The sequence below is a fragment of the Pseudoalteromonas sp. RWi3 genome (assembly GCF_054960735.1).
In genome coordinates, this window is the sequence record NZ_JBHNYL010000002.1 from 1 (window position 1) to 18,719 (window position 18,719).

16 protein-coding genes are annotated in these 18,719 nt (G+C 38.2%); 5 read left to right on the forward strand and 11 right to left on the reverse strand.

Features of this window, described 5'->3' with window-relative positions:
* Positions 1-33: 33 nt before the first annotated feature.
* Positions 34-1,644 (reverse strand): NAD(P)/FAD-dependent oxidoreductase, encoded by a 1,611-nt coding sequence (locus tag ACFI4Z_RS03635; protein WP_462669365.1) that lies wholly within the window; start codon positions 1,642-1,644, stop codon positions 34-36.
* Positions 1,645-1,810: 166 nt separating this feature from the next.
* Here ACFI4Z_RS03635 and fdxA point away from each other — a divergent pair, with 166 nt between their 5' ends.
* Positions 1,811-2,134 (forward strand): ferredoxin FdxA, encoded by a 324-nt coding sequence (gene fdxA, locus ACFI4Z_RS03640; RefSeq protein WP_462669366.1) that lies wholly within the window; start codon positions 1,811-1,813, stop codon positions 2,132-2,134.
* A 136-nt stretch (positions 2,135-2,270) separates the two neighbouring features.
* Positions 2,271-4,502 (forward strand): carbohydrate binding family 9 domain-containing protein, encoded by a 2,232-nt coding sequence (locus ACFI4Z_RS03645; protein WP_462669367.1) that lies wholly within the window; start codon positions 2,271-2,273, stop codon positions 4,500-4,502.
* Between the two features lie 259 nt (positions 4,503-4,761).
* Here ACFI4Z_RS03645 and ACFI4Z_RS03650 read toward each other — a convergent pair whose 3' ends face one another.
* From ACFI4Z_RS03650 to ACFI4Z_RS03685, 8 genes are all read right to left on the reverse strand, one after another.
* Positions 4,762-5,550: a hypothetical protein gene (locus ACFI4Z_RS03650; protein WP_462669368.1), complete on the reverse strand. Its 789-nt coding sequence runs from the start codon at positions 5,548-5,550 to the stop codon at positions 4,762-4,764.
* A gap of 440 nt (positions 5,551-5,990) precedes the next feature.
* Positions 5,991-7,589, reverse strand: a complete 1,599-nt coding sequence (locus ACFI4Z_RS03655; protein WP_462669369.1) for an AbgT family transporter — start codon at positions 7,587-7,589, stop codon at positions 5,991-5,993.
* Positions 7,590-7,692: 103 nt separating this feature from the next.
* Complete coding sequence (locus ACFI4Z_RS03660; protein WP_462669370.1) at positions 7,693-7,992, reverse strand: hypothetical protein; 300 nt, start codon at positions 7,990-7,992, stop codon at positions 7,693-7,695.
* Between the two features lie 8 nt (positions 7,993-8,000).
* Positions 8,001-8,258 carry a DUF3081 domain-containing protein gene (locus ACFI4Z_RS03665; RefSeq protein WP_462669371.1) on the reverse strand — a complete coding sequence of 86 codons (258 nt, stop codon included), beginning with the start codon at positions 8,256-8,258 and terminating at the stop codon, positions 8,001-8,003.
* Between the two features lie 366 nt (positions 8,259-8,624).
* Positions 8,625-9,428: a 2-oxoadipate dioxygenase/decarboxylase family protein gene (locus ACFI4Z_RS03670; protein ID WP_462669372.1), complete on the reverse strand. Its 804-nt coding sequence runs from the start codon at positions 9,426-9,428 to the stop codon at positions 8,625-8,627.
* 37 nt (positions 9,429-9,465) lie between these two features.
* Positions 9,466-10,947 (reverse strand): succinylglutamate-semialdehyde dehydrogenase, encoded by a 1,482-nt coding sequence (gene astD / locus ACFI4Z_RS03675; protein WP_462669373.1) that lies wholly within the window; start codon positions 10,945-10,947, stop codon positions 9,466-9,468.
* A gap of 16 nt (positions 10,948-10,963) precedes the next feature.
* Positions 10,964-11,998 carry an arginine N-succinyltransferase gene (gene astA / locus ACFI4Z_RS03680; protein WP_462669374.1) on the reverse strand — a complete coding sequence of 345 codons (1,035 nt, stop codon included), beginning with the start codon at positions 11,996-11,998 and terminating at the stop codon, positions 10,964-10,966.
* A 44-nt stretch (positions 11,999-12,042) separates the two neighbouring features.
* On the reverse strand, positions 12,043-13,248 hold the full coding sequence (locus tag ACFI4Z_RS03685; RefSeq protein WP_462669375.1) for an aspartate aminotransferase family protein: 1,206 nt from the start codon (positions 13,246-13,248) through the stop codon (positions 12,043-12,045).
* A 181-nt stretch (positions 13,249-13,429) separates the two neighbouring features.
* On the opposite strand from ACFI4Z_RS03685, the gene ACFI4Z_RS03690 reads away from it, so the two are divergent.
* Both ACFI4Z_RS03690 and ACFI4Z_RS03695 read left to right on the forward strand, forming a co-directional pair.
* Positions 13,430-13,858: an Lrp/AsnC family transcriptional regulator gene (locus ACFI4Z_RS03690; protein WP_099293519.1), complete on the forward strand. Its 429-nt coding sequence runs from the start codon at positions 13,430-13,432 to the stop codon at positions 13,856-13,858.
* Positions 13,859-14,010: 152 nt separating this feature from the next.
* Positions 14,011-15,036, forward strand: a complete 1,026-nt coding sequence (locus ACFI4Z_RS03695; protein ID WP_462669376.1) for a GGDEF domain-containing protein — start codon at positions 14,011-14,013, stop codon at positions 15,034-15,036.
* Here the strand turns inward: ACFI4Z_RS03695 and ACFI4Z_RS03700 are convergent.
* The gene (locus ACFI4Z_RS03700; RefSeq protein ID WP_462669377.1) at positions 15,028-15,951 is read right to left on the reverse strand and encodes a hypothetical protein; all 924 of its coding nucleotides are present in this window, start codon (positions 15,949-15,951) and stop codon (positions 15,028-15,030) included. The two genes, ACFI4Z_RS03695 and ACFI4Z_RS03700, sit on opposite strands and share 9 nt — an antisense overlap.
* Before the next feature lie 69 nt (positions 15,952-16,020).
* Positions 16,021-17,940: a putative bifunctional diguanylate cyclase/phosphodiesterase gene (locus ACFI4Z_RS03705; protein ID WP_462669378.1), complete on the reverse strand. Its 1,920-nt coding sequence runs from the start codon at positions 17,938-17,940 to the stop codon at positions 16,021-16,023.
* 474 nt (positions 17,941-18,414) lie between these two features.
* Here ACFI4Z_RS03705 and ACFI4Z_RS03710 point away from each other — a divergent pair, with 474 nt between their 5' ends.
* A complete protein-coding gene (locus ACFI4Z_RS03710; RefSeq protein ID WP_462669379.1) occupies positions 18,415-18,714 on the forward strand; it encodes an isoamylase early set domain-containing protein in 300 nt (99 codons plus the stop codon).
* Positions 18,715-18,719: the final 5 nt, after the last annotated feature.

The window sequence follows — 18,719 nt, forward strand, 5'->3', positions numbered from 1 at the left end:
AACTGACTCAAGTAGTGTGAGTCAAGGCTATGTTTAGCTATGCTTTTCAAGCATTGATAATGCAAGTGCTTCGGCTGCTTTGATGCCATCAATACCCGCCGATAGAATACCACCTGCATAACCCGCACCTTCACCTGCAGGGTACAAACCTTGGGTATTAATACTCTGCATGGTTTTATCGCGTTTGATACAAATAGGTGAAGAGGTCCGTGTTTCCACACCAGTTAACAGGCCATCATTGGTAGAAAACCCACGAATTTGTTTGTTAAATGCAGGGATGGCTTCTCGAATTGCTGCAATAGCAAATTTAGGCAAAACGTTTCCTAAATCAGTGAGCTTAATGCCGGGAGTATAAGAGGGCTTCACATCACCGATATCACTTGAATCTTTTCCTTTTAAGAAATCGCCAATTAATTGCGCTGGTGCATCGTAGTTACTTCCGCCAAGTTCATAAGCTTGCTCTTCTAATTTACGCTGCAAATCTATGCCTGCAAGTGGATGACCTGGAAAATCTTTTTCAGGCGAAATACCAACAACAATTGCGCTGTTTGCATTTCGTTCATTACGCGAGTATTGACTCATACCATTGGTTACAACGCGACCTTCTTCTGAGGTTGCAGCAACTACAGTGCCGCCTGGGCACATACAAAAACTATAAACGGTGCGGCCATTATCACAGTGATGAACAAGTTTATAATCAGCTGCGCCTAAAATTGGGTTTCCGGCATTATCACCAAAACGGCATTCGTCAATCATTGACTGCTTATGTTCGATTCTAAAACCGACAGAAAAAGGCTTAGCTTCAACATAAATACCTTTGTCATGGACCATTTTAAATGTATCACGTGCACTGTGACCCACAGCAAGTACAACATACTGGGTGTCAATTTGTTCACCCGAAGAGAGTTTTAAACCTGTAACTTGTCCTTCATCGAGTAAGATATCGTCAACGCGAGTGCTAAAACGTATTTCACCGCCAAGCTCTTCAATACGAGCACGCATTTTTTCAATCATAGTGACTAATTTAAAGGTCCCGATATGGGGCTTGCTGACATACATAATTTCTTCGGGTGCACCGGCTTCAACAAACTCGGTAATAACTTTACGGCCATAGTGTTTAGGATCTTTAACTTGGCTGTATAATTTACCATCTGAAAAAGTACCAGCGCCGCCTTCACCAAACTGAACATTTGATTCTGTATTTAAGGTACGTTTTCGCCAAAAACCAAAGGTATCTTTTGTTCGCTCCCTTACTTCTTTGCCACGCTCTAAAATGATGGGTTTAAAGCCCATTTGTGCTAGTACTAATCCAGCAAATAAACCACACGGGCCAAAACCAATAACTACTGGTCTTTGGTTTAAACTGGCTGGTGCTTGAGCAACAAACTTGTAGCGTGTATCGGGGGCTGTTTTTACATGTTGGTCTTTACTGAATTTTTCGAGCAAAATGGCTTCATTTTCAACATCAATATCTAGGGTATATATTAGTAAGATAGCGGTTTTCTTTCTTGCATCATAACCACGTTTAAATACATTAAAGCTATTTAACTGCGCTTTTTCTATGCCTAGTTTGGTTAAAATTGCCTGTTGTAGGGCATTCTCGTCATGATCAAGCGGTAGCTTTATTTCGGTTAAACGTATCATATTTAATCTCTGTTAGGTGTCTTAGCAATAACTCTTCAGCTATGCTCACAATATATAAGTATTTTACGTTAATTTAAGCGCTGATGGCAGTGATTATTTATTGTATTTTTGCTGTGGTTGGGTATGATCTTGCGATTAAATTTTATTAACCTTGAGCACACTGAATATGGCATTTGTAGTCACAGAAAATTGTATAAAGTGTAAATACACTGACTGTGTGGCTGTGTGTCCTGCTGATGCTTTTTATGAAGGCCCTAATTTTCTGGCTATTAGCCCAATTGATTGTATTGATTGTGGTTTATGTGTTCCTGAATGCCCAGCAGAGGCTATATATCAGGAAGATGAGTTACCGAAAGATCAAATCGAGTTTACAGAACTTAATGCTGAGCTTGCCCTTATTTGGCCACGTATTACTGAGGTGAAGTCTGCCCCGAGTGATGCTGACAATTGGAATGGTGTCCAAAACAAGCTTAAGCTTATTGAAACATAACCGATTAAAAAATATCTGCGAATTTATTATTATATTTAACATTTTACCCATAAAAATGTTAACAAATGTACCTCGCTCAATTACAATCCACGCGTTAAGTTACTTATTCTGAGTAATCGAATCTAAATGGATGTTTATGCAGTACTATAATCAAATAATAAAAACTCTTCTGATCATCTGCGTGTTGATTTTTAGCGCGGATTCAATAGCCCAGAAACAACACTTCACTTTAGCCCACATTGAACAGTCTATAGACCTAGATGGTGAACTTGATGAGCCGCATTGGCAAAGGGCCACTTTGATCCCATTAATTTATCAAAATGAACCTAACGAAAAAGGGGTTCCTCCAGTTAAAACTGATGCGTATTTATATGAAGATGGACAATATTTATATGTTGCGTTTATGGCTTATGACGATAACCCTGAGAATATAAGAGCAGCATTACGTGACCGAGACACGTTATGGGCAGATGATAACGTTGCCTTAATGATAGATACATTTAATGATGAAAGAACAGGCTATGAGTTCTATGTTAACCCATTAGGTGCGCAGGGAGATATGCGCATGACGGATACCGATGGCTGGAGTGAAGATCCATCTTGGAATGCGATTTGGGATAGTGCTGGGCAAGTAACCGACGAGGGGTATGTAGTTGAAATGCGTATTCCTTTTACAGCATTGCGATTTCCAAAAAACAAAGCGGACATGACATGGAGTATTGCTGTGTGGCGTAACTATCCGCGCGATGTAATGTACCAATTAGCGAATGTGGGCTTTGACCGTGATGTAAAATGCAGCTTCTGTCAATTTGACAAAATAACTGGTTTTAATGCCATGGAGCCAAGTAAAAATATTCAGTTAACACCAACGGTTACAGCACTTAGACATGATGTGAAAGATACCGTACCTGGGGATTGGAGCAATGGTGACATTGATACCGAGGCTGGGTTAGACCTACGTTGGGGTATCAGCCAAGACGCCGTTATCAATGCAACAATTAATCCTGATTTTTCACAAGTAGAAGCTGATAGTTTAGAGCTTGATGTTAATACCACTTATTCAATCTATTATGCTGAAAAACGTCCATTTTTTCTTGATGGTGCGTCATATTTTAAAAGTAGCTTATTTGAGCTACTTTATACCCGTACAATTGCACAGCCGAAAGTCGGCGCAAAAATAACAGGTAAGTCAGACGCTCATAGTTATGCATTTATGTATGCGGATGATGAAAATACCAGTATTTTGTTACCTACCAATCAGGGCTCTGGTTTTGCAAACTTAGCTGAAAAATCTAAATCTGCCGTGGGTCGTTATCAATATGATATAGGTGATAAAGGCACAATAGGTTTTACAACAACACACCGTGAAGCTGATAATTACAAAAATAGTGTGGTTTCGCTTGATGGTAGTTATTGGTTTAATCAAACCGACAGCATACTTTATCAAATAGCCAGTTCTGACAGCCAAAACTCGAAATACCTCGTTGATTTTTATGGATTAGAAGACGAGCAGTCTGATCAAGCGTATAAAGTAGAGTTTACCCGTGAAAAGCGTGATTATAAATTATTTGCAAGTTATGAAGACATTGGCGAAGACTACCGCACTGATTTAGGCTATCAAGCAAAAGTTGATTATAAGAAAGCATTAGTGGGTGGTGGTCAATCATGGTACTTGGATGCGAATAATCTAGTTACGGAATATTCATATAACTTAGATTGGGATAAAACGTGGGCGCAAGACGGCACTTTACTAGAAGAAGAGTATGAAGGGTATATTTACTTAAAAGGTCAAATGCAATCATTTTTAGAGTTTGGCTTTATCCACCGTAAAGAAAATTACTATGATACTTTTTACAATCAAAATATTGGCTATGCTTGGAGCGGGTTTAAACCAACTAAAGACATAACGCTTAATTTATACAGTGAGTTTGGCAGTAAAATTGACTACAGTAACGAACAACTGGGTGATCAGTTTATTATTGAGCCTGAAATGACATGGGATATAAATGACCACTGGCAGGTGCAAATTGAGCATAGCTATAACCGTCTAGATAATTCTCAAGGTGAAAACGTATTCACTGCGAACTTAACCGATCTGAGGGTATATTATAAATTCAATATGCGCTCTATGCTCAAACTGATCTTACAGTTTGAAGATATAGATAGAAACCCAGATGCGTATTACTCTGGCGTAAGCCAGTTAAATAAAGAGTATGGAAGCCAACTAGTGTATTCATATAAGATAAATGCGCAGACCTTATTTTTCCTCGGTTATTCTGATAAAGGTTTCCAAAATGATGGGTTAAAAAACCTAGAAAGAGACCAACGAACATTCTTCACAAAATTAAGCTACGCATGGCAGCTTTAGTTAACCTGAACTCTGGTTAAGAGATGTACTAATGTATTGATATTAAATCACAATTATATTTATTAGTCTCCAGCAGGAGACTTTTAGCGATAACAAGGCGAATTTACGCGTCAATAGCTAGCCTATTGCAAGTAAATTTAACGCAGTTAGCGTTGAAAGTAGCCGCTGGAGATAGATTTATTATCCAGAGTTCAGGTTAGTTATAAATAATGCAAATAAAAACGAGCCTTCTTAGGCTCGTTTTTATTGATGCAAGTTATTACAAATTCCTAAAATAGGCTTCTACAAACTGGACTTGGTTTGGCTCTTTTGGAGCTGTTTTGAAGTTAATAGTGTTTTGAGTGTGACGTAATTTCAGCTCGTCGCTAAAAGTACAATCAACAGATTTAAATGGTTTTATTTTTGACTTAAATAGTGCTGATTTTTGACATTGCTTTACCAATACATTTGCTACTTGAGCACAGTATGCTCCTACAGCATAGGTTTGTAAGGTACTATTATCCAACTCATGCCAGTTAACTTTAGTTTTGATATTTTGGCCACAATGCTTGGCTAGTTCTTCATCTGCATCTGTTAAAGCAGATGCGAGGTTTTCAATTGCTCGTTCTCTATCAAATAATGCAAGCTGAGCTTGAACACCTTTTTCTAATTGCATTTTGTATTGAGCGTATGTGTCTTCACTGATCGCTTTATTACGTTTGTCTTTTAATTCAGATAAATAGATAGCTTTACTGGTATCCGGTAAATATAACGAATAACTACAACAGCTGTAACCTTGCTCACGGGTAACCAACGCACGCTGCTGACCATCGTAGGTGTATTTATACGCTTGAATACTACCATGTGGGAGTAGATCAGTTAAAAACACCACTTCATCAATGGGGTGGTTTACCCCTACAACTTTGACTAAAGCTTGTGTTTTATCGTGATTTTCGACAATAGTCACTTGCTCACCAAGCGGCGATTCTAACACTATAGGGTACTTTTGTAGCTCTAGGGCAAACACGTTTGAGCTAATTAGGCATAAAAGAAAAAGTGCATTTTTCATTAGTAAAGTCCATTTTATTAATAAGTTTAGTATGCATAGTGTAACAATCCTTGTTTACAATATGAATACACTTAGTTGAATTTAATGTGCACTAAAGCTTATAACATGCTGCACTAATATTTGAACAACATAACAAATTAAATCACTTTACACCGCCGTTAAAAATTTTATTTAAAACAACAAGAGATAAATTTGAATCTCATTAAAGCGCAATCTTCTTGAAATTAAATAGACCTCTTATCTGTGCAGTTTGCCATTAGAGGAATAACCAGCCCTTTATATATGGTCAGTGTAATTGGTTGTAACTGTATGAATGTGCAGCATACGACATGCTAGGTTGAATGTGGGTGTTATCCGTGAGAAGTGAGGTTAGGCTCAGTTATTTTTAAACATCAGTAAACAAAAGAATACCAGCCTAGGCTGGTATTCTTTTATCGGTATTAAGGCGTGTAATAAATAGGGGAGCCTGGGCCAACCGGTAGCCCTAAAACAAATACCCATAAATAAAACAATACAACCCAACCAACAAAGAAGAGCATGCTGTAAGGCAGCATTGTTGCAACGAGTGTACCTATACCCATGTCTTTTTTATATTTAGTTGCAACAGCGAGAATGAGGCCAAAGTAACTCATCATTGGAGTAATTAAGTTTGTTACAGAGTCACCAATTCTGTAAGCCGCTTGAATTGTTTCAGGCGCGTAACCAATCAACATTAGCATTGGAACAAATATTGGTGCAGTAACAGCCCATTGAGCAGAGGAAGAGCCTAGGCTTAAGTTTACAAGTGCACACATAAATATGAACAATACAAACACCTCAGGACCAGTTAAATTAAGCGCTTGTAATAATGCAGCGCCATTAATTGCCAGAATAGTGCCGAGATTTGTCCATTTAAAGAATGCAACAAACTGTGCAGCAAAGAATACAAGTACGATGTACATACCCATTGAACTCATGCTCTTACTCATAGCATCAATGACATCTTTATCGTTTTTCATGGTGCCGACTACACGGCCATAGACAAAACCAGGGATACCAAACGTAACGAATATAAAGACTACAATGCCTTTTAAAAATGGAGAGTGAGCAACAAGGCCTGTTTCTGGGTTACGTAAAATTCCATCAGCAGGTACGATAGTCCAAGCCAATAGAAGAGAGACTAAAAGTAAAGAAACCCCAGCCCATTTCAAGCCTGTTTTTTCTAATGTTGTTAAACCTTCAATATTGTTATCAGCTAGATCGGCGCTGGCGTCATCAGGGTTATATTTTCCTAAACGTGGTTCGACAATTTTTTCAGTAACAAAGGTGCCTAAAAGCGCAATAAGCAGTACCGATATCATCATAAAATACCAGTTGGCCTCAGCGCCTACTTGATATGTAGGGTCAATCATTTGTGCGGCTGGTGTGGTTATACCTGCAAGAAGTGGATCGATAGTTCCGAGTAATAAGTTTGCACTATACCCCCCCGATACACCTGCAAATGCGGCAGCTAAGCCAGCAAGAGGGTGGCGGCCAAGGCTGTGGAAGATCATTGCTGCTAGTGGTATTAATACAACATAGCCAAGCTCAGATGCTGTATTTGACAAAATAGCTGCAAAGACCACCATAAATGTTACTAAACGCTTAGATGCGCCCATAACCATGCCACGCATTGCTGCAGATAAAAGGCCTGAATGCTCAGCAACACTAACGCCAAGTAATGCAACTAGTACGGTGCCTAGAGGAGCAAAACTTGTGAAGTTCGTTACTAAACCTGTGACGATACGCTGAAGACCTTCGGCGCTTAATAAACTTACAACTTCAATAACACCATCAGGATCACGGCCTGCAGAACCAACGGGACGAGGGTCTATAGCGCTTAAGCCAAACCAATCAGCTATACCGCTGAAGACGATGATCGCCACACAAAACATGGCAAATAAAGTGATAGGGTGGGGCAACATATTCCCCAAAAACTCAACAGTTGATAAAAATCGGTTAAATAAGCCCGATTCTTTTTTTGTTTCCGTTGAGTTTGCAGTGTCAACTGCTTTAGACATAGCAAATTACTCAAAATTATAAAAATTGCCGCAATTTACCATTTTTAAGCTGAGGTATCACCTATAAACGATAGCTTACTTGTTAGGTACGTTGAATGTATGTTTAATTAACCACCCCTTTAAATAAAAGGGGGTAACGCCTTAACCTATTGCCTATATAATCATCAGCCAATATTTGTTCACAAATCTGGTTAACATCATTACTTGCTTCAAAAACCCAATCAAATCGTTCAATTGCTAATAGGAAACCGCGTTTTAAAAATTGTTGTTGCCTATACTCATCAAGGTTACGACGAATAATGTTGAGCTTACTAGGATCAGCTTTTAAGTTAACAACAACTTGATTGATAAAAAGAGAGTGTCTGCGCGATGTTGGGCGTTGTCTTCGCTTTACTCTAGGCACTTAACCTCCTAGGCATCATTGAGTATGTTTGAAAGCTTTTTGAGAAAGTCATCTTTATGTTTATCGTGCTCATAATCTAAGTGATATGTGTTATGAAAACCAAAGCGCAATAACACGCCACTGCCTTTAAGATAAATTGTATATCCATCAATATCGGAGTAAGCAGTTAACCCCATGTACAGCTTGCCTTCTTGTGTATTCTCGCCGTGTTGAATGATTTGTTCATAAACAGCTAATATTTGTTTACCTTCAATTTCGTTTTTCACGAGCCCTCCTTTTCTGACATATACGTTAAAAAAGTCAATCTGGTTTAATAATGGCTATCATAATGCTTTTTATAGTAAATAAAATATAGGTGATTATTTTTTAAATATCTTGTTTAGAATGCTTAATATCACTTTGAAATTTAAATAGACGAATCTAAATTTGTGTCATTACACTTCAAAGATTTACGGGGTATTGTTGCATGGCTTAGTTTAGGTCGATTTATTGGTAACATATCTTTTAAGTAATTGGAAAATAAAGATAGGCCTTAATCTTTATAGTATTATTCTATCCAACTCTTTTGGACCGATATACGTATAAAAACCTTACAAAAAGTGAGGTTTTTATGTCGCTATTTGAGTGCTGTGTTAACGTGCGTTCGTGCTTTCAAATATCTTATCTGCAGAAGCGGCAACGAAACCAGTATAAAGCTCACCATCTGGTTTGTTATAACGAAGGGCAAACTCATAAAAACAGCTTGGTACACTCATTTTTGTGTCGCTAAATTGAACTGCAAAGTCATCAGCCAGCGTTGATGACTGTTCAAGCAATACCTCAGGTGAACCTTTAACTTCGCCGCCAGAAGTATTTAATGCAAAGCCAGCATCTTTAAGGGCTGTATTTACGGCTTCAATATTATCAAACTGGGCAAGTTCATTAATGCTAACTGTAAAATGGTTTGCACGGTAACCCCAGGCAGACATCCATGCTGCGTACTCACTTTCTGCAAGTAGCTTTTTGTAGGTGTCAGAGCTGACTTGCCAATGTGTACCTGAATATAAGAAGTTTTCTGCCGTAACAGCACTTTCATCAATGCTGTCAACCATATCATTAACGATAGCTTGTAGCTCTGGTGAGCATTTTTCTACCAGCAACTCAGAGATAAACACTTTTGGTTGCGTGGTGTCTGGGTGCTCATAGTGCTTTGCATAGAGTTTTTTAGCTTCAAAATGATATTCACCACATTCTTTATATCCTATCGCTAAAAAATGAGCAGCTAATTTTTCAAGGCCAATTTTTTCATGGTTAAAAGTACGCAGTGCGATGTGATCATTTAGGATGTCATCTTTTTGCGTAGAACCAAGTAACTCGTGAACTTTTACCGCTGATGGAGTAACAGCTAAGTAGTTTTGCCATAAGTTTTCAAATAATGTATTTACGTTTGTGTGCATTATAATTCCTTAATTTTTTGAGTATAGCGTCTGCTAATTATTCGATGATTAAGCCCGGCGCAAGGGTCGAAGGTAAATTAACGTGTTCAGCTTCCACGGATGCAACAGGGTATGCGCAATAATCAGCAGCATAATATGCGCTTGCTCTATGGTTACCACTTGCTCCTATACCACCAAAAGGTGCAGCACTTGAAGCGCCAGTGATAGGTCGGTTCCAGTTAACAATACCGGCACGAATACGTTTTAAAAAGTGTTGATAGTCAGTGTGTGAATCACTTAATAAGCCTGCAGATAAACCAAACGAGGTGTTGTTTGCTTGTGCTATCGCATTATCAAAATCGTCATAACGATATACCTTTATGAGCGGGCCAAAGTGTTCCTCGTCTGGTAATTCACTAATGTCAGTGACATCAATAATACCAGGGCTTACAAATCCAGTGCCTGCTTTCAAGTGTGTTAATTGAACTAATGATTTTGCTCCTAAATCAATTAAAGCTTGCTGTGCCGACACCATGCCTAAAGCAGCTTGCTCGCTGATCATTGCGCCCATAAATGGTTGAGGCTCAGCAAAACTTTCATCGACAACAATGTCCCTTGTTGCGCTAATAAGCTTAGCTAAAATAGCATCACCATTTGCTCCATTTTCAATGAATAGCCTACGTGCACAAGTACATCGTTGACCGGATGTTATGAAACTTGATTGGATAATATCGTGAACAGCAGCATTTACATCAGCAACATCTTTGACGATTAATGGGTTATTCCCTCCCATTTCGAGTGCAAGAATTTTCCCCGGGTGGCCTGCAAACTGTTTATGCAATATATGCCCGGTGTTTGAGCTACCCGTGAAGAATAACCCATCAATATCTTGATGACTTGCAAGTGCTTTTCCTGTATCGACTTCACCTTGAACTAAGTTAATTACGCCAGCAGGTAAGCCTGCTTTTAGCCACAATTCAAGCGTAAACTGTGCAACATAAGGAGTCAGCTCGGAAGGCTTAAACACCACCGTATTGCCAGCTAAAATTGCCGGTACAATATGACCATTTGGTAAATGACCTGGGAAGTTATAAGGGCCAAATATTGCAACAACGCCATGGGGTTTATGGCGAATGAAGGCTTTAGCACCAGGCATAGGGTTTTCAGTGGTGCCGGTACGTTCGTTATAGGCTCTAACTGAAATAGCAACTTTACCTGTCATAGCACCTACTTCAGTGCGGGTTTCCCAAATTGGCTTGCCAGTTTCTTTGGCTATAATTGTGGCGAATTCTTCACTGTGTTTCTTTAACAAAGCGGCAAAATTTTCAAGTATACTGATGCGTTCAGCAATGGGCGTATCAGCCCAGCTAATCTGTGCGTTACGTGCGGCTTTAATTGCGTTATCAACTTGCTCTGGACTTGCGCTTAAGCCTTGCCAAAGTAGTTCGCCATTACTTGGGTTTATCGAGCTAAAGCTGTGACCCAGACCTATTTGCCATTGATTATTTATTAGTTGGTTGTTTTGAGATTCAGGACTCATAAAATTCCTACTTTGTTTACAGGCGAAAAAATCTCGCTGCGTCGCCTTGTTTTAGTTCGAGGGCGTGTGCAACGTCTTTGCTCACGATTAGAGTATGCTTAGCGTGATTGTAATGCGCATGCTTGGTAAACGTTGCTCTAAAATCCGCTACCCCTTGATTACAAATTGCCAAGGTATCAGAGCTTTGTTCATCTACATAATCAAGCTCGCCGATAGAAATCGGGCACACTATTGAATCCCTTACACTGCGAATATTCCCAAGTTTTGCTTCTACAGTGGGGCCTGCATCAAACAAGTCGACGTAGCCTCTGTGTTCAAACCCTTCTTTTTCTAGTAATTTAAGTGCAGGTTTAGTTTTCTCATGCACTTTACCAATCACGTCTTGAGCTTTTTTACTCAGCAAATTCGCATAGATAGGGTATTTAGGCATTAATTCACTGATAAAAACTTTATCCCCCAAGCCTACTAAGTGATCTGCCTGTGGAAATTCGATACTAAAAAAATGCTCTTCTAGCCACTGCCAAAATGGAGAATGGCCGTTTTCATCGCTTACCCCACGCATTTCAGCGATAATTGTGTCAGCAAAGCGTTCACTGTGTTGTGCCATAAATAGAAAACGTGAACGAGATAAGAAACGTCCAGCTAGCCCTTTACGACTATCCTCACGTAAGAATAACGTACAGATTTCAGAGCATCCGGTGTAGTCATTACACATACTCAGAATATCGACTGTGTTATAAACGTTTAAAGTAGGTGAATGATGGACTGTTTTACCTAAATGGTAATGATACAAAGGGACGTTAAGACCCACAGCAGCCTCAATAGCTGTTGTACCAATGACCTCTCCGGTGTCAGTGTCCTCAAGGACAAAGAAATAGCTCTCATCAAGCGGTTGGCTGATGTCTTTAGAAAAGCTACTTTCTGCGCGGGCAATTTTCTCAAGTAACAATGTATCGTCAACGGGTAGCGACGTGAAACCATGACCAGATTCGATGGCAATTTGTTTTAACGCTTCAAAATCAGTGTTCTTAATAGGGCGTAATACATGCATTTATTAAAGCTCCATTAGCGCTCTTAAAAGAGCGCTAAACTAAATTAACCGTTTACTACATCAGCTACGGCTTTTTCAAAACGCGAAAGGCCTTCTTTTATATCTTCAAGCGGTATCACTAATGATGGTGTGAAACGAATTACATTTGTGCCAGCTACTAAGCTCATTAAGCCATGTTCAATACTGGTAACTAAAAAATCTTTAGCTCGACCTTCAAATTTACTATTAAGTACAGCGCCTAATAATAGTCCTTTACCGCGAACTTCACTAAACACGTCATACATTTCGTTGATCGCGGCAAAACCGTCACGGAATAACTGTTCACGCTCTTTAACGCCTGCCAAAACACCTTGATTATTTACAGTATCAAATGCAGCTTCAGCAACGGCGCATGCCAAAGGATTGCCGCCGTATGTTGAGCCATGAGTACCTATTTTAAGATGAGCTGCTATTTCCGTTGTTGTTATCATGGCGCCAATTGGAAAACCACCGCCAAGCGCTTTTGCTGTTGTTAAAATATCTGGTGTAACACCTAAATCTTGATAAGCGTACAAAGAGCCAGTACGGCCTACGCCTGTTTGCACTTCATCAAATATTAATAATGCATTGTGTTTATCACATAATTCACGAACGCCTTTAATAAACTCATTAGTCGGGGAAATGATACCGCCTTCACCTTGCAGTGGCTCCATCATCACGGCACAGGTTTTATCACTAATTAGCTGTTCAAAAGCAGCAAGGTCATTATAGTCACAATGATCGATAGCCGCAGGTTTAGGGCCAAAGCCATCTGAATAGGCCTCTTGACCACCTACAGTGACAGTAAAGAAAGTGCGACCATGGAACCCTTTGTTAAAAGCAATAATTTGTGTTTTTTCTTCACCGTGCACATCCAGTGCAAAACGACGAGCAAGCTTAAGAGCGGCCTCATTTGCTTCTGCGCCAGAGTTAGCAAAATAAACTTTATCTGCAAATGTTGCATCAGTAATTTTTTTTGCTAATCGTAAGGCTGGCTCATTCGTCATTACATTTGATAAATGCCAAATCTTCTCGCCTTGTTCTTTAAGCGCACTAACAAGTGCTGGGTGGCAATGACCAAGGCAGTTAACCGCAATTCCACCTGCAAAATCGATAAACTCTTTACCTGTTTGATCCCATACGCGAGAGCCTTCACCACGCACAGGGATTACAGCAGAGGGATTATAATTTGGGACCATGACATCGTTGAATAAATCTCGAGAAACTTGCATTTGACGCACCTTAAATAGCGAATAGAAAAATGAATAAACGTGTTACTAAATATCATTTAGCTGCTAGAAACAGCATTTAATTGTTATTAATCTATTATCTAGCTTCGTTAGTTAAATTTGCAGTGCTAAATTGTTAAAAATGACTATAATAAAAGTCATATTAACGATTAGGGTTGGCAAAGTGATAGGAAAGCAAGATGAAAAGCTACTTGCAATTTTGAGAACGAACGCCCGTGCAAGTATTTCTGATTTAGCAAGAGCGCTGAATTTATCCCGTTCAACTGTACAAAGTAGAATGCTTAAGTTAGAAGAAACGGGTGTTATAAAAGGCTACAGTGTTGACTATGGAGAGGCATACCTCAATGCGATGGTTGCTGCTCATGTATCAATTAAAGTTAAGCAAAAACTAACAACGAAAACAAATTTAGAGCTTAAGCAAATTGATGCTATTTCGCAGTTATATGCGATCAGTGGGGAATTTGATTTAATTGCTGTCGTACAGGCACAAAATTTAGAAAAGTTAAGTCATTTACTGGACGATATTGGCAATTTAGATGGCGTTGAGCGCACTACATCTTCAGTAATTCTAGAAACTAAATTTAATCGTTAGAGTAATAGTAAATAAATCACTATACTAAGTCTAAAACTAGTCATTAAAATTTAGTGTAAATAGCTTTAAAGGAACTACACTTAGTTCCAATAAAGCTTAATAATATTAGTGTCAAATAGTGTTTTGCACAAAGATTTGGCTTTTGAGGGCTTATGCAAGTCGGTTTACTAAATTCAATTATTAAGATTACGAAAAACAAAGACGTAGACTCACTCGAGTATACTATAATCTCTACGATTCAAGAGTTCGTTAAGTGCGAAGAAATATCGATATATAAAGATTTAGAAGTCGCTGGAGAATTGCGGATTGAACGAAGTGCTTCTTTAAAGTTTTTATCTCAAAGTGATTTTATTTGGCAAGATAAAGATGTCATTAAAGAGCCCGATGCTGAACTAGTTTCATGTATCAGTTCCTCTTGCATTATCACTGTTAAATCAGATAACAATAAAGAACGTCGGTGGCTACCTATCAATGTGCGTGATAAACCCGTTGCTGTTATTGCTATTTTATCACAGCATTTAGAAAGTGAAGACCAAGTGTTGCTGAATGCTTTTTGTCGTATCTTTGAAAATTACTTAGCAATTTTACATGAAAGTGAAACGGATAAACTGACAGGGCTATTGAATCGTCAAACGTTTGATAAGAAGATCAAGCTACTGATAGAAAAGCAAATGGCGAAGCAGCACCAAGTTATCAAAACAGATGAAAAACGTTCTAAGCATTCAGGTTCTTCCTCATGGCTCGCGATTGTTGATATTGATCACTTTAAGCAAGTCAATGATGAGTACGGCCATGTTTGTGGTGATGAAGTTTTATTACTGTTAGCACAAAAAATGAAAAGCTATTTTCGCTCATCAGATTTGATATTTCGATTTGGGGGAGAGGAGTTTGTATTGGTATTCGAACCAACAAATTATGATTTTATCCAAGCTAAGTTAAATACATTTTTAGATTTAGTGAGAAATACAAAATTTCCATTCGTTTCAAACCTATCTTTGAGTATTGGCTTATCTAGAATCAGCCCCTATGACTTTCCAATTTCTGTTGTAGAAAATGCGGACAAAGCACTATATTACGCTAAACGAAATGGGCGTGATCAATTATGTTTTTATGATGAATTAGTCACAAAAAACTTAATAGATACCAAAGAAAAACAATCTGATATTGATTTATTTTAACTGAAGAGGTGATTTTTTAATTACCTTTTTTGTTGCTTCGTCCAGCTTAATGACATAGGCGTTACCTCCTATGCCCTTAAATTCCTCATCAGTAAATACTAGCGTATTTTCATCGTAAAAGGTTATTGCTTCTTTTTGAGTCACAATCCCTAAGTCAATTTGAGATACGTCACCAGAGAAAAATTTATCTCCTTCAAAGTTTTCGAATAGCCAGATACTAGTTGAGTCGAGTAAGACGAGTTTTTTTCGGCTTGGGCTTAAAGCCGCCGATGTTATCCAGCACAGTTTTTCCATTGTGGTACACGTTTGAAATGAATCAATTAATTGTGCATTAAAGTTAGCTGCATGGTCGCCCACTTTATAAACATTAGTTATGCCATCAAATGGTTTAGTTCTGTTTTTTGTAAAAAGGTACAAATGTCTACCAAATGCAACAAAAGCCTCTAAGTCATAATTTCGTTTATTAGGTGCAACTGGCTGGTCATTGAGCTCAGGATACGTAAATTTAATAATTTCAGCTTGCGTAGAATTACCTTTTATATCAATGGGGTTTTCAATTTTATAAATAGTCAGCCATCGACGCTCTTGCTTGTTATTGCCAAAATCACCTAAGAAAAAATGGCCAAAGTCATTTTGGGTTAAGTCTTCCCAATCAATATTTTTAGCGTTGGTAACAAGTACTTCTTTTGAGATAGAGCCATCTTCACTTAGACGGTAAAGTTTTGCATCATCGCCGCCATCATTGATGGCCCAAAGTTGATTGGATTTATCAAATTCGATACCTGATATTTCTTTAAGACGCGCATCTACAGTAAGTTTCTTTTTACTGTAAAGGGTATAAATAGATGAACCAATAGTAATAGCTGTAATCAGTACGGCAAAAATGATGAGAGAAAAGAAACTTTTTTTGAGCATTGGTTTTATAAAAAGATATTAATATCCCGCTATTATGCTGTATTTACGTAATAATTACTACTTGGAGGCTCAACCATTAGAGTCAATTTGCCATACCCCCGTGCCTGTAGCAGCTACGTGGTTAACGTTGCCTTGTAAAACTTTGTTGCCAACATTAATAGAAGACTCTGGTCGGCTGACTAAATACCCTTGCACACTGCTGATCCCTAAGCGTTTAACAAGGTCAAATTGTGCCAGTTCTTCAACACCTTCAGCCACTATCTTCAGCCCTAATTTAGTACCTAGTTCGCTGATTGAGTTTAAAATTTCATTATATTTTGGATTTTCATTTGCTTGAGCAATAAAGAGCCTATCTATTTTTAAAACATCGATAGGTAAATCAGCCAATGTACTTAAAGAACTAAATCCGGTACCAAAGTCATCAATCGCGATAGTGACACCTTTTGTTCTGAGTTTTTCTAATTCTCTGATTATACTATTGCTAGCTGTAATCAGTGTTGATTCAGTTATTTCGAGCATAAGTGCAGAAGGTGGTAAGCCTGTTTTATCAAGTTTTTGCATTACCCAGTCATGCAGTGGTCGGTGTTTTAGTTGAATTCCCGAGACATTGACTGAGATTTTTACTTTACGCATACCTGCATTATGCCAAGCTGACATTTGTCTACATGATTCAAGCATAATCCAATCACCGAGCTCTAATATGAGGTTAGACTCTTCAGCAATAGGAATGAATTCGACGGGAGATATCATTCCTTCTACCGGGTGATCCCAGCGAACCAATGCTTCGAAATAGTCTATAGCACAATCTTCAACATGAACGATTGGCTGAAATGAAAGGTGAAAGTTTTGACAAGCAATAGCTAATCGCAACTCTTCAAGCAGGTAGTGATAGCGGCGCATTTTATTACCCATTTCAGGTGAGTAAACTTTAAAAATTCCACGCCCGTCAGTTTTTGCTCTATACATTGCAACATCAGCCATTTGCAATAAGGCATGAGGAGTAGATGCACTGTCAGGGTAAACTGCCACACCCACGCTAGCACTTATTTTTATCAGTTTATTACCTAAAACAAAATCACGTTCTATTTCACTCAATACATTTTGCGCAACGTCTAATGTCTTACTTTCACTATCAATGTTATTGATAAAAATAGAAAATTCATCTCCCCCCAAACGTGCTAGGTTTTGCTCTAGCATACTGGTTGGATTAATATCATTTAGTTTGTGATTGCGTAATACGCTGGCCAGTCGCTCAGCAACTTGGATTAAAACTTCATCACCAAAGCTATGTCCAAAAGAATCATTAACTTGTTTAAAGCCATCTAAATCAATAAACAACAAGGCACAGTGCATATTTTCAAGTTCGGCACTATTTAATTGTCGATCAAGATGTTCAATGTAAGCATGGCGGTCAATTAGCTGTGTTAGTTTATCTTGGCTAATACTAGTTTGTGTTTCTCTGGTATAAGTTGCGATATGTGTGTTTAAGGCTGATAAACCCTGACTTAACCGAGTCACAGGGTTAACAATTTCTAAAGACGGTAACTGAATCTTAAACGAACTCAATAATTTATCAGTTTGAATGTTTAATTGATCGATCACTTTTTGTTCACGACGAGCGCGTTGTAGACTCCCCAAATACCAAGTTAACCAAAAGCCCATCAGAATTAAAATAATAAGGTTGGCTGGAGAAAGAATAGTGGCTAGTAGTAACGACGAATATTGCACAGTAACAAATTCAGAATCCGTGATTTTTATCAGTAAATAATCATGTTCGTTGGTTGATATAACGCTGTGTCCACTTAAAACAGGGTTATACCAAGAGGGTATTTCTAAATGAGTTTGCGATATGGGAAACGTTCGAATAGCGACATTCGACTGTTTTGGATTAATACTATTAACTTGTTTTGTCAGCAAAATATTCAAGCCGTAACAAAAGACAATTAAAGTAATTAAAGCAATACTGATTATACGGAAAAATTTAGTCATTATATTAAGCCATTATGACCCCCTATTTTATTATGGTTATAGCTAAGGGAGTTGGTACTTTTTTTTCAGTATATAGTGTGTGAGTTCAAGAGACAAACTTTTCACAAGCACGGTATTAAAAAAAATAATTTTATGAATTAGAGTACTTAATCTACTGTGTTTGTTGAATTTTTCGCTTGTTTCAAATTTAGTTTATTTCACTTTACGAATCTATATATGTTATCTACTTTGTTTACTGTTAGTTGTTTGATAAGTGAACTATGGTTTAGTTCTTGCAGATTTCAATTTAACGTAAAAGATAGCCTCATATAGAGCTATTTTGCACCATACTTGTGCGGTGGATTTTTTAATGCACTGTCATAAAGCATAAATATAAGTTTGATTAACTTATAACCACCCCCCCGGCATATGTTGAGTAGTTGAACTGGCACGGTGGCAAGGATAAATAAACACAAAGTTTAGCTGGAGCCCGCTATGTTGAGTAAACGTTTTTTTAAAACTAAAGAAGAAGCTGAAGTAACGTTCGAATTTAGTCACCCTGACGCACAAGATGTGCAACTTGTTGCTGAATTTACAGATTGGCAGCCTGTTACAATGAAATTTAATAAGAAGCAGCGCTGTTTTAAATTAAAGCAACGCTTACCTAATAATCAACAATTTCACTTTAGATACCTTATAGACGGTACTATTTGGGATAATGATCATCAAGCAGATGGTTACGCTGCTAATAATTACGGTTCTGAAAACAGCATTGTAAATACTCAACGTGTGTAAGGTAA

Bases quoted from the DNA above. Each gene is read 5' to 3' on its own strand.
- ACFI4Z_RS03635 (WP_462669365.1), bottom strand. From the start codon at position 1,644: ATGATACGTTTAACCGAAATAAAGCTACCGCTTGATCATGACGAGAAT.
- fdxA (WP_462669366.1), top strand. From the start codon at position 1,811: ATGGCATTTGTAGTCACAGAAAATTGTATAAAGTGTAAATACACTGAC.
- ACFI4Z_RS03645 (WP_462669367.1), top strand. From the start codon at position 2,271: ATGCAGTACTATAATCAAATAATAAAAACTCTTCTGATCATCTGCGTG.
- ACFI4Z_RS03650 (WP_462669368.1), bottom strand. From the start codon at position 5,550: ATGAAAAATGCACTTTTTCTTTTATGCCTAATTAGCTCAAACGTGTTT.
- ACFI4Z_RS03655 (WP_462669369.1), bottom strand. From the start codon at position 7,589: ATGTCTAAAGCAGTTGACACTGCAAACTCAACGGAAACAAAAAAAGAA.
- ACFI4Z_RS03670 (WP_462669372.1), bottom strand. From the start codon at position 9,428: ATGCACACAAACGTAAATACATTATTTGAAAACTTATGGCAAAACTAC.
- astD (WP_462669373.1), bottom strand. From the start codon at position 10,947: ATGAGTCCTGAATCTCAAAACAACCAACTAATAAATAATCAATGGCAA.
- astA (WP_462669374.1), bottom strand. From the start codon at position 11,998: ATGCATGTATTACGCCCTATTAAGAACACTGATTTTGAAGCGTTAAAA.
- ACFI4Z_RS03685 (WP_462669375.1), bottom strand. From the start codon at position 13,248: ATGCAAGTTTCTCGAGATTTATTCAACGATGTCATGGTCCCAAATTAT.
- ACFI4Z_RS03695 (WP_462669376.1), top strand. From the start codon at position 14,011: ATGCAAGTCGGTTTACTAAATTCAATTATTAAGATTACGAAAAACAAA.
- ACFI4Z_RS03700 (WP_462669377.1), bottom strand. From the start codon at position 15,951: ATGCTCAAAAAAAGTTTCTTTTCTCTCATCATTTTTGCCGTACTGATT.
- ACFI4Z_RS03705 (WP_462669378.1), bottom strand. From the start codon at position 17,940: ATGACTAAATTTTTCCGTATAATCAGTATTGCTTTAATTACTTTAATT.
- ACFI4Z_RS03710 (WP_462669379.1), top strand. From the start codon at position 18,415: ATGTTGAGTAAACGTTTTTTTAAAACTAAAGAAGAAGCTGAAGTAACG.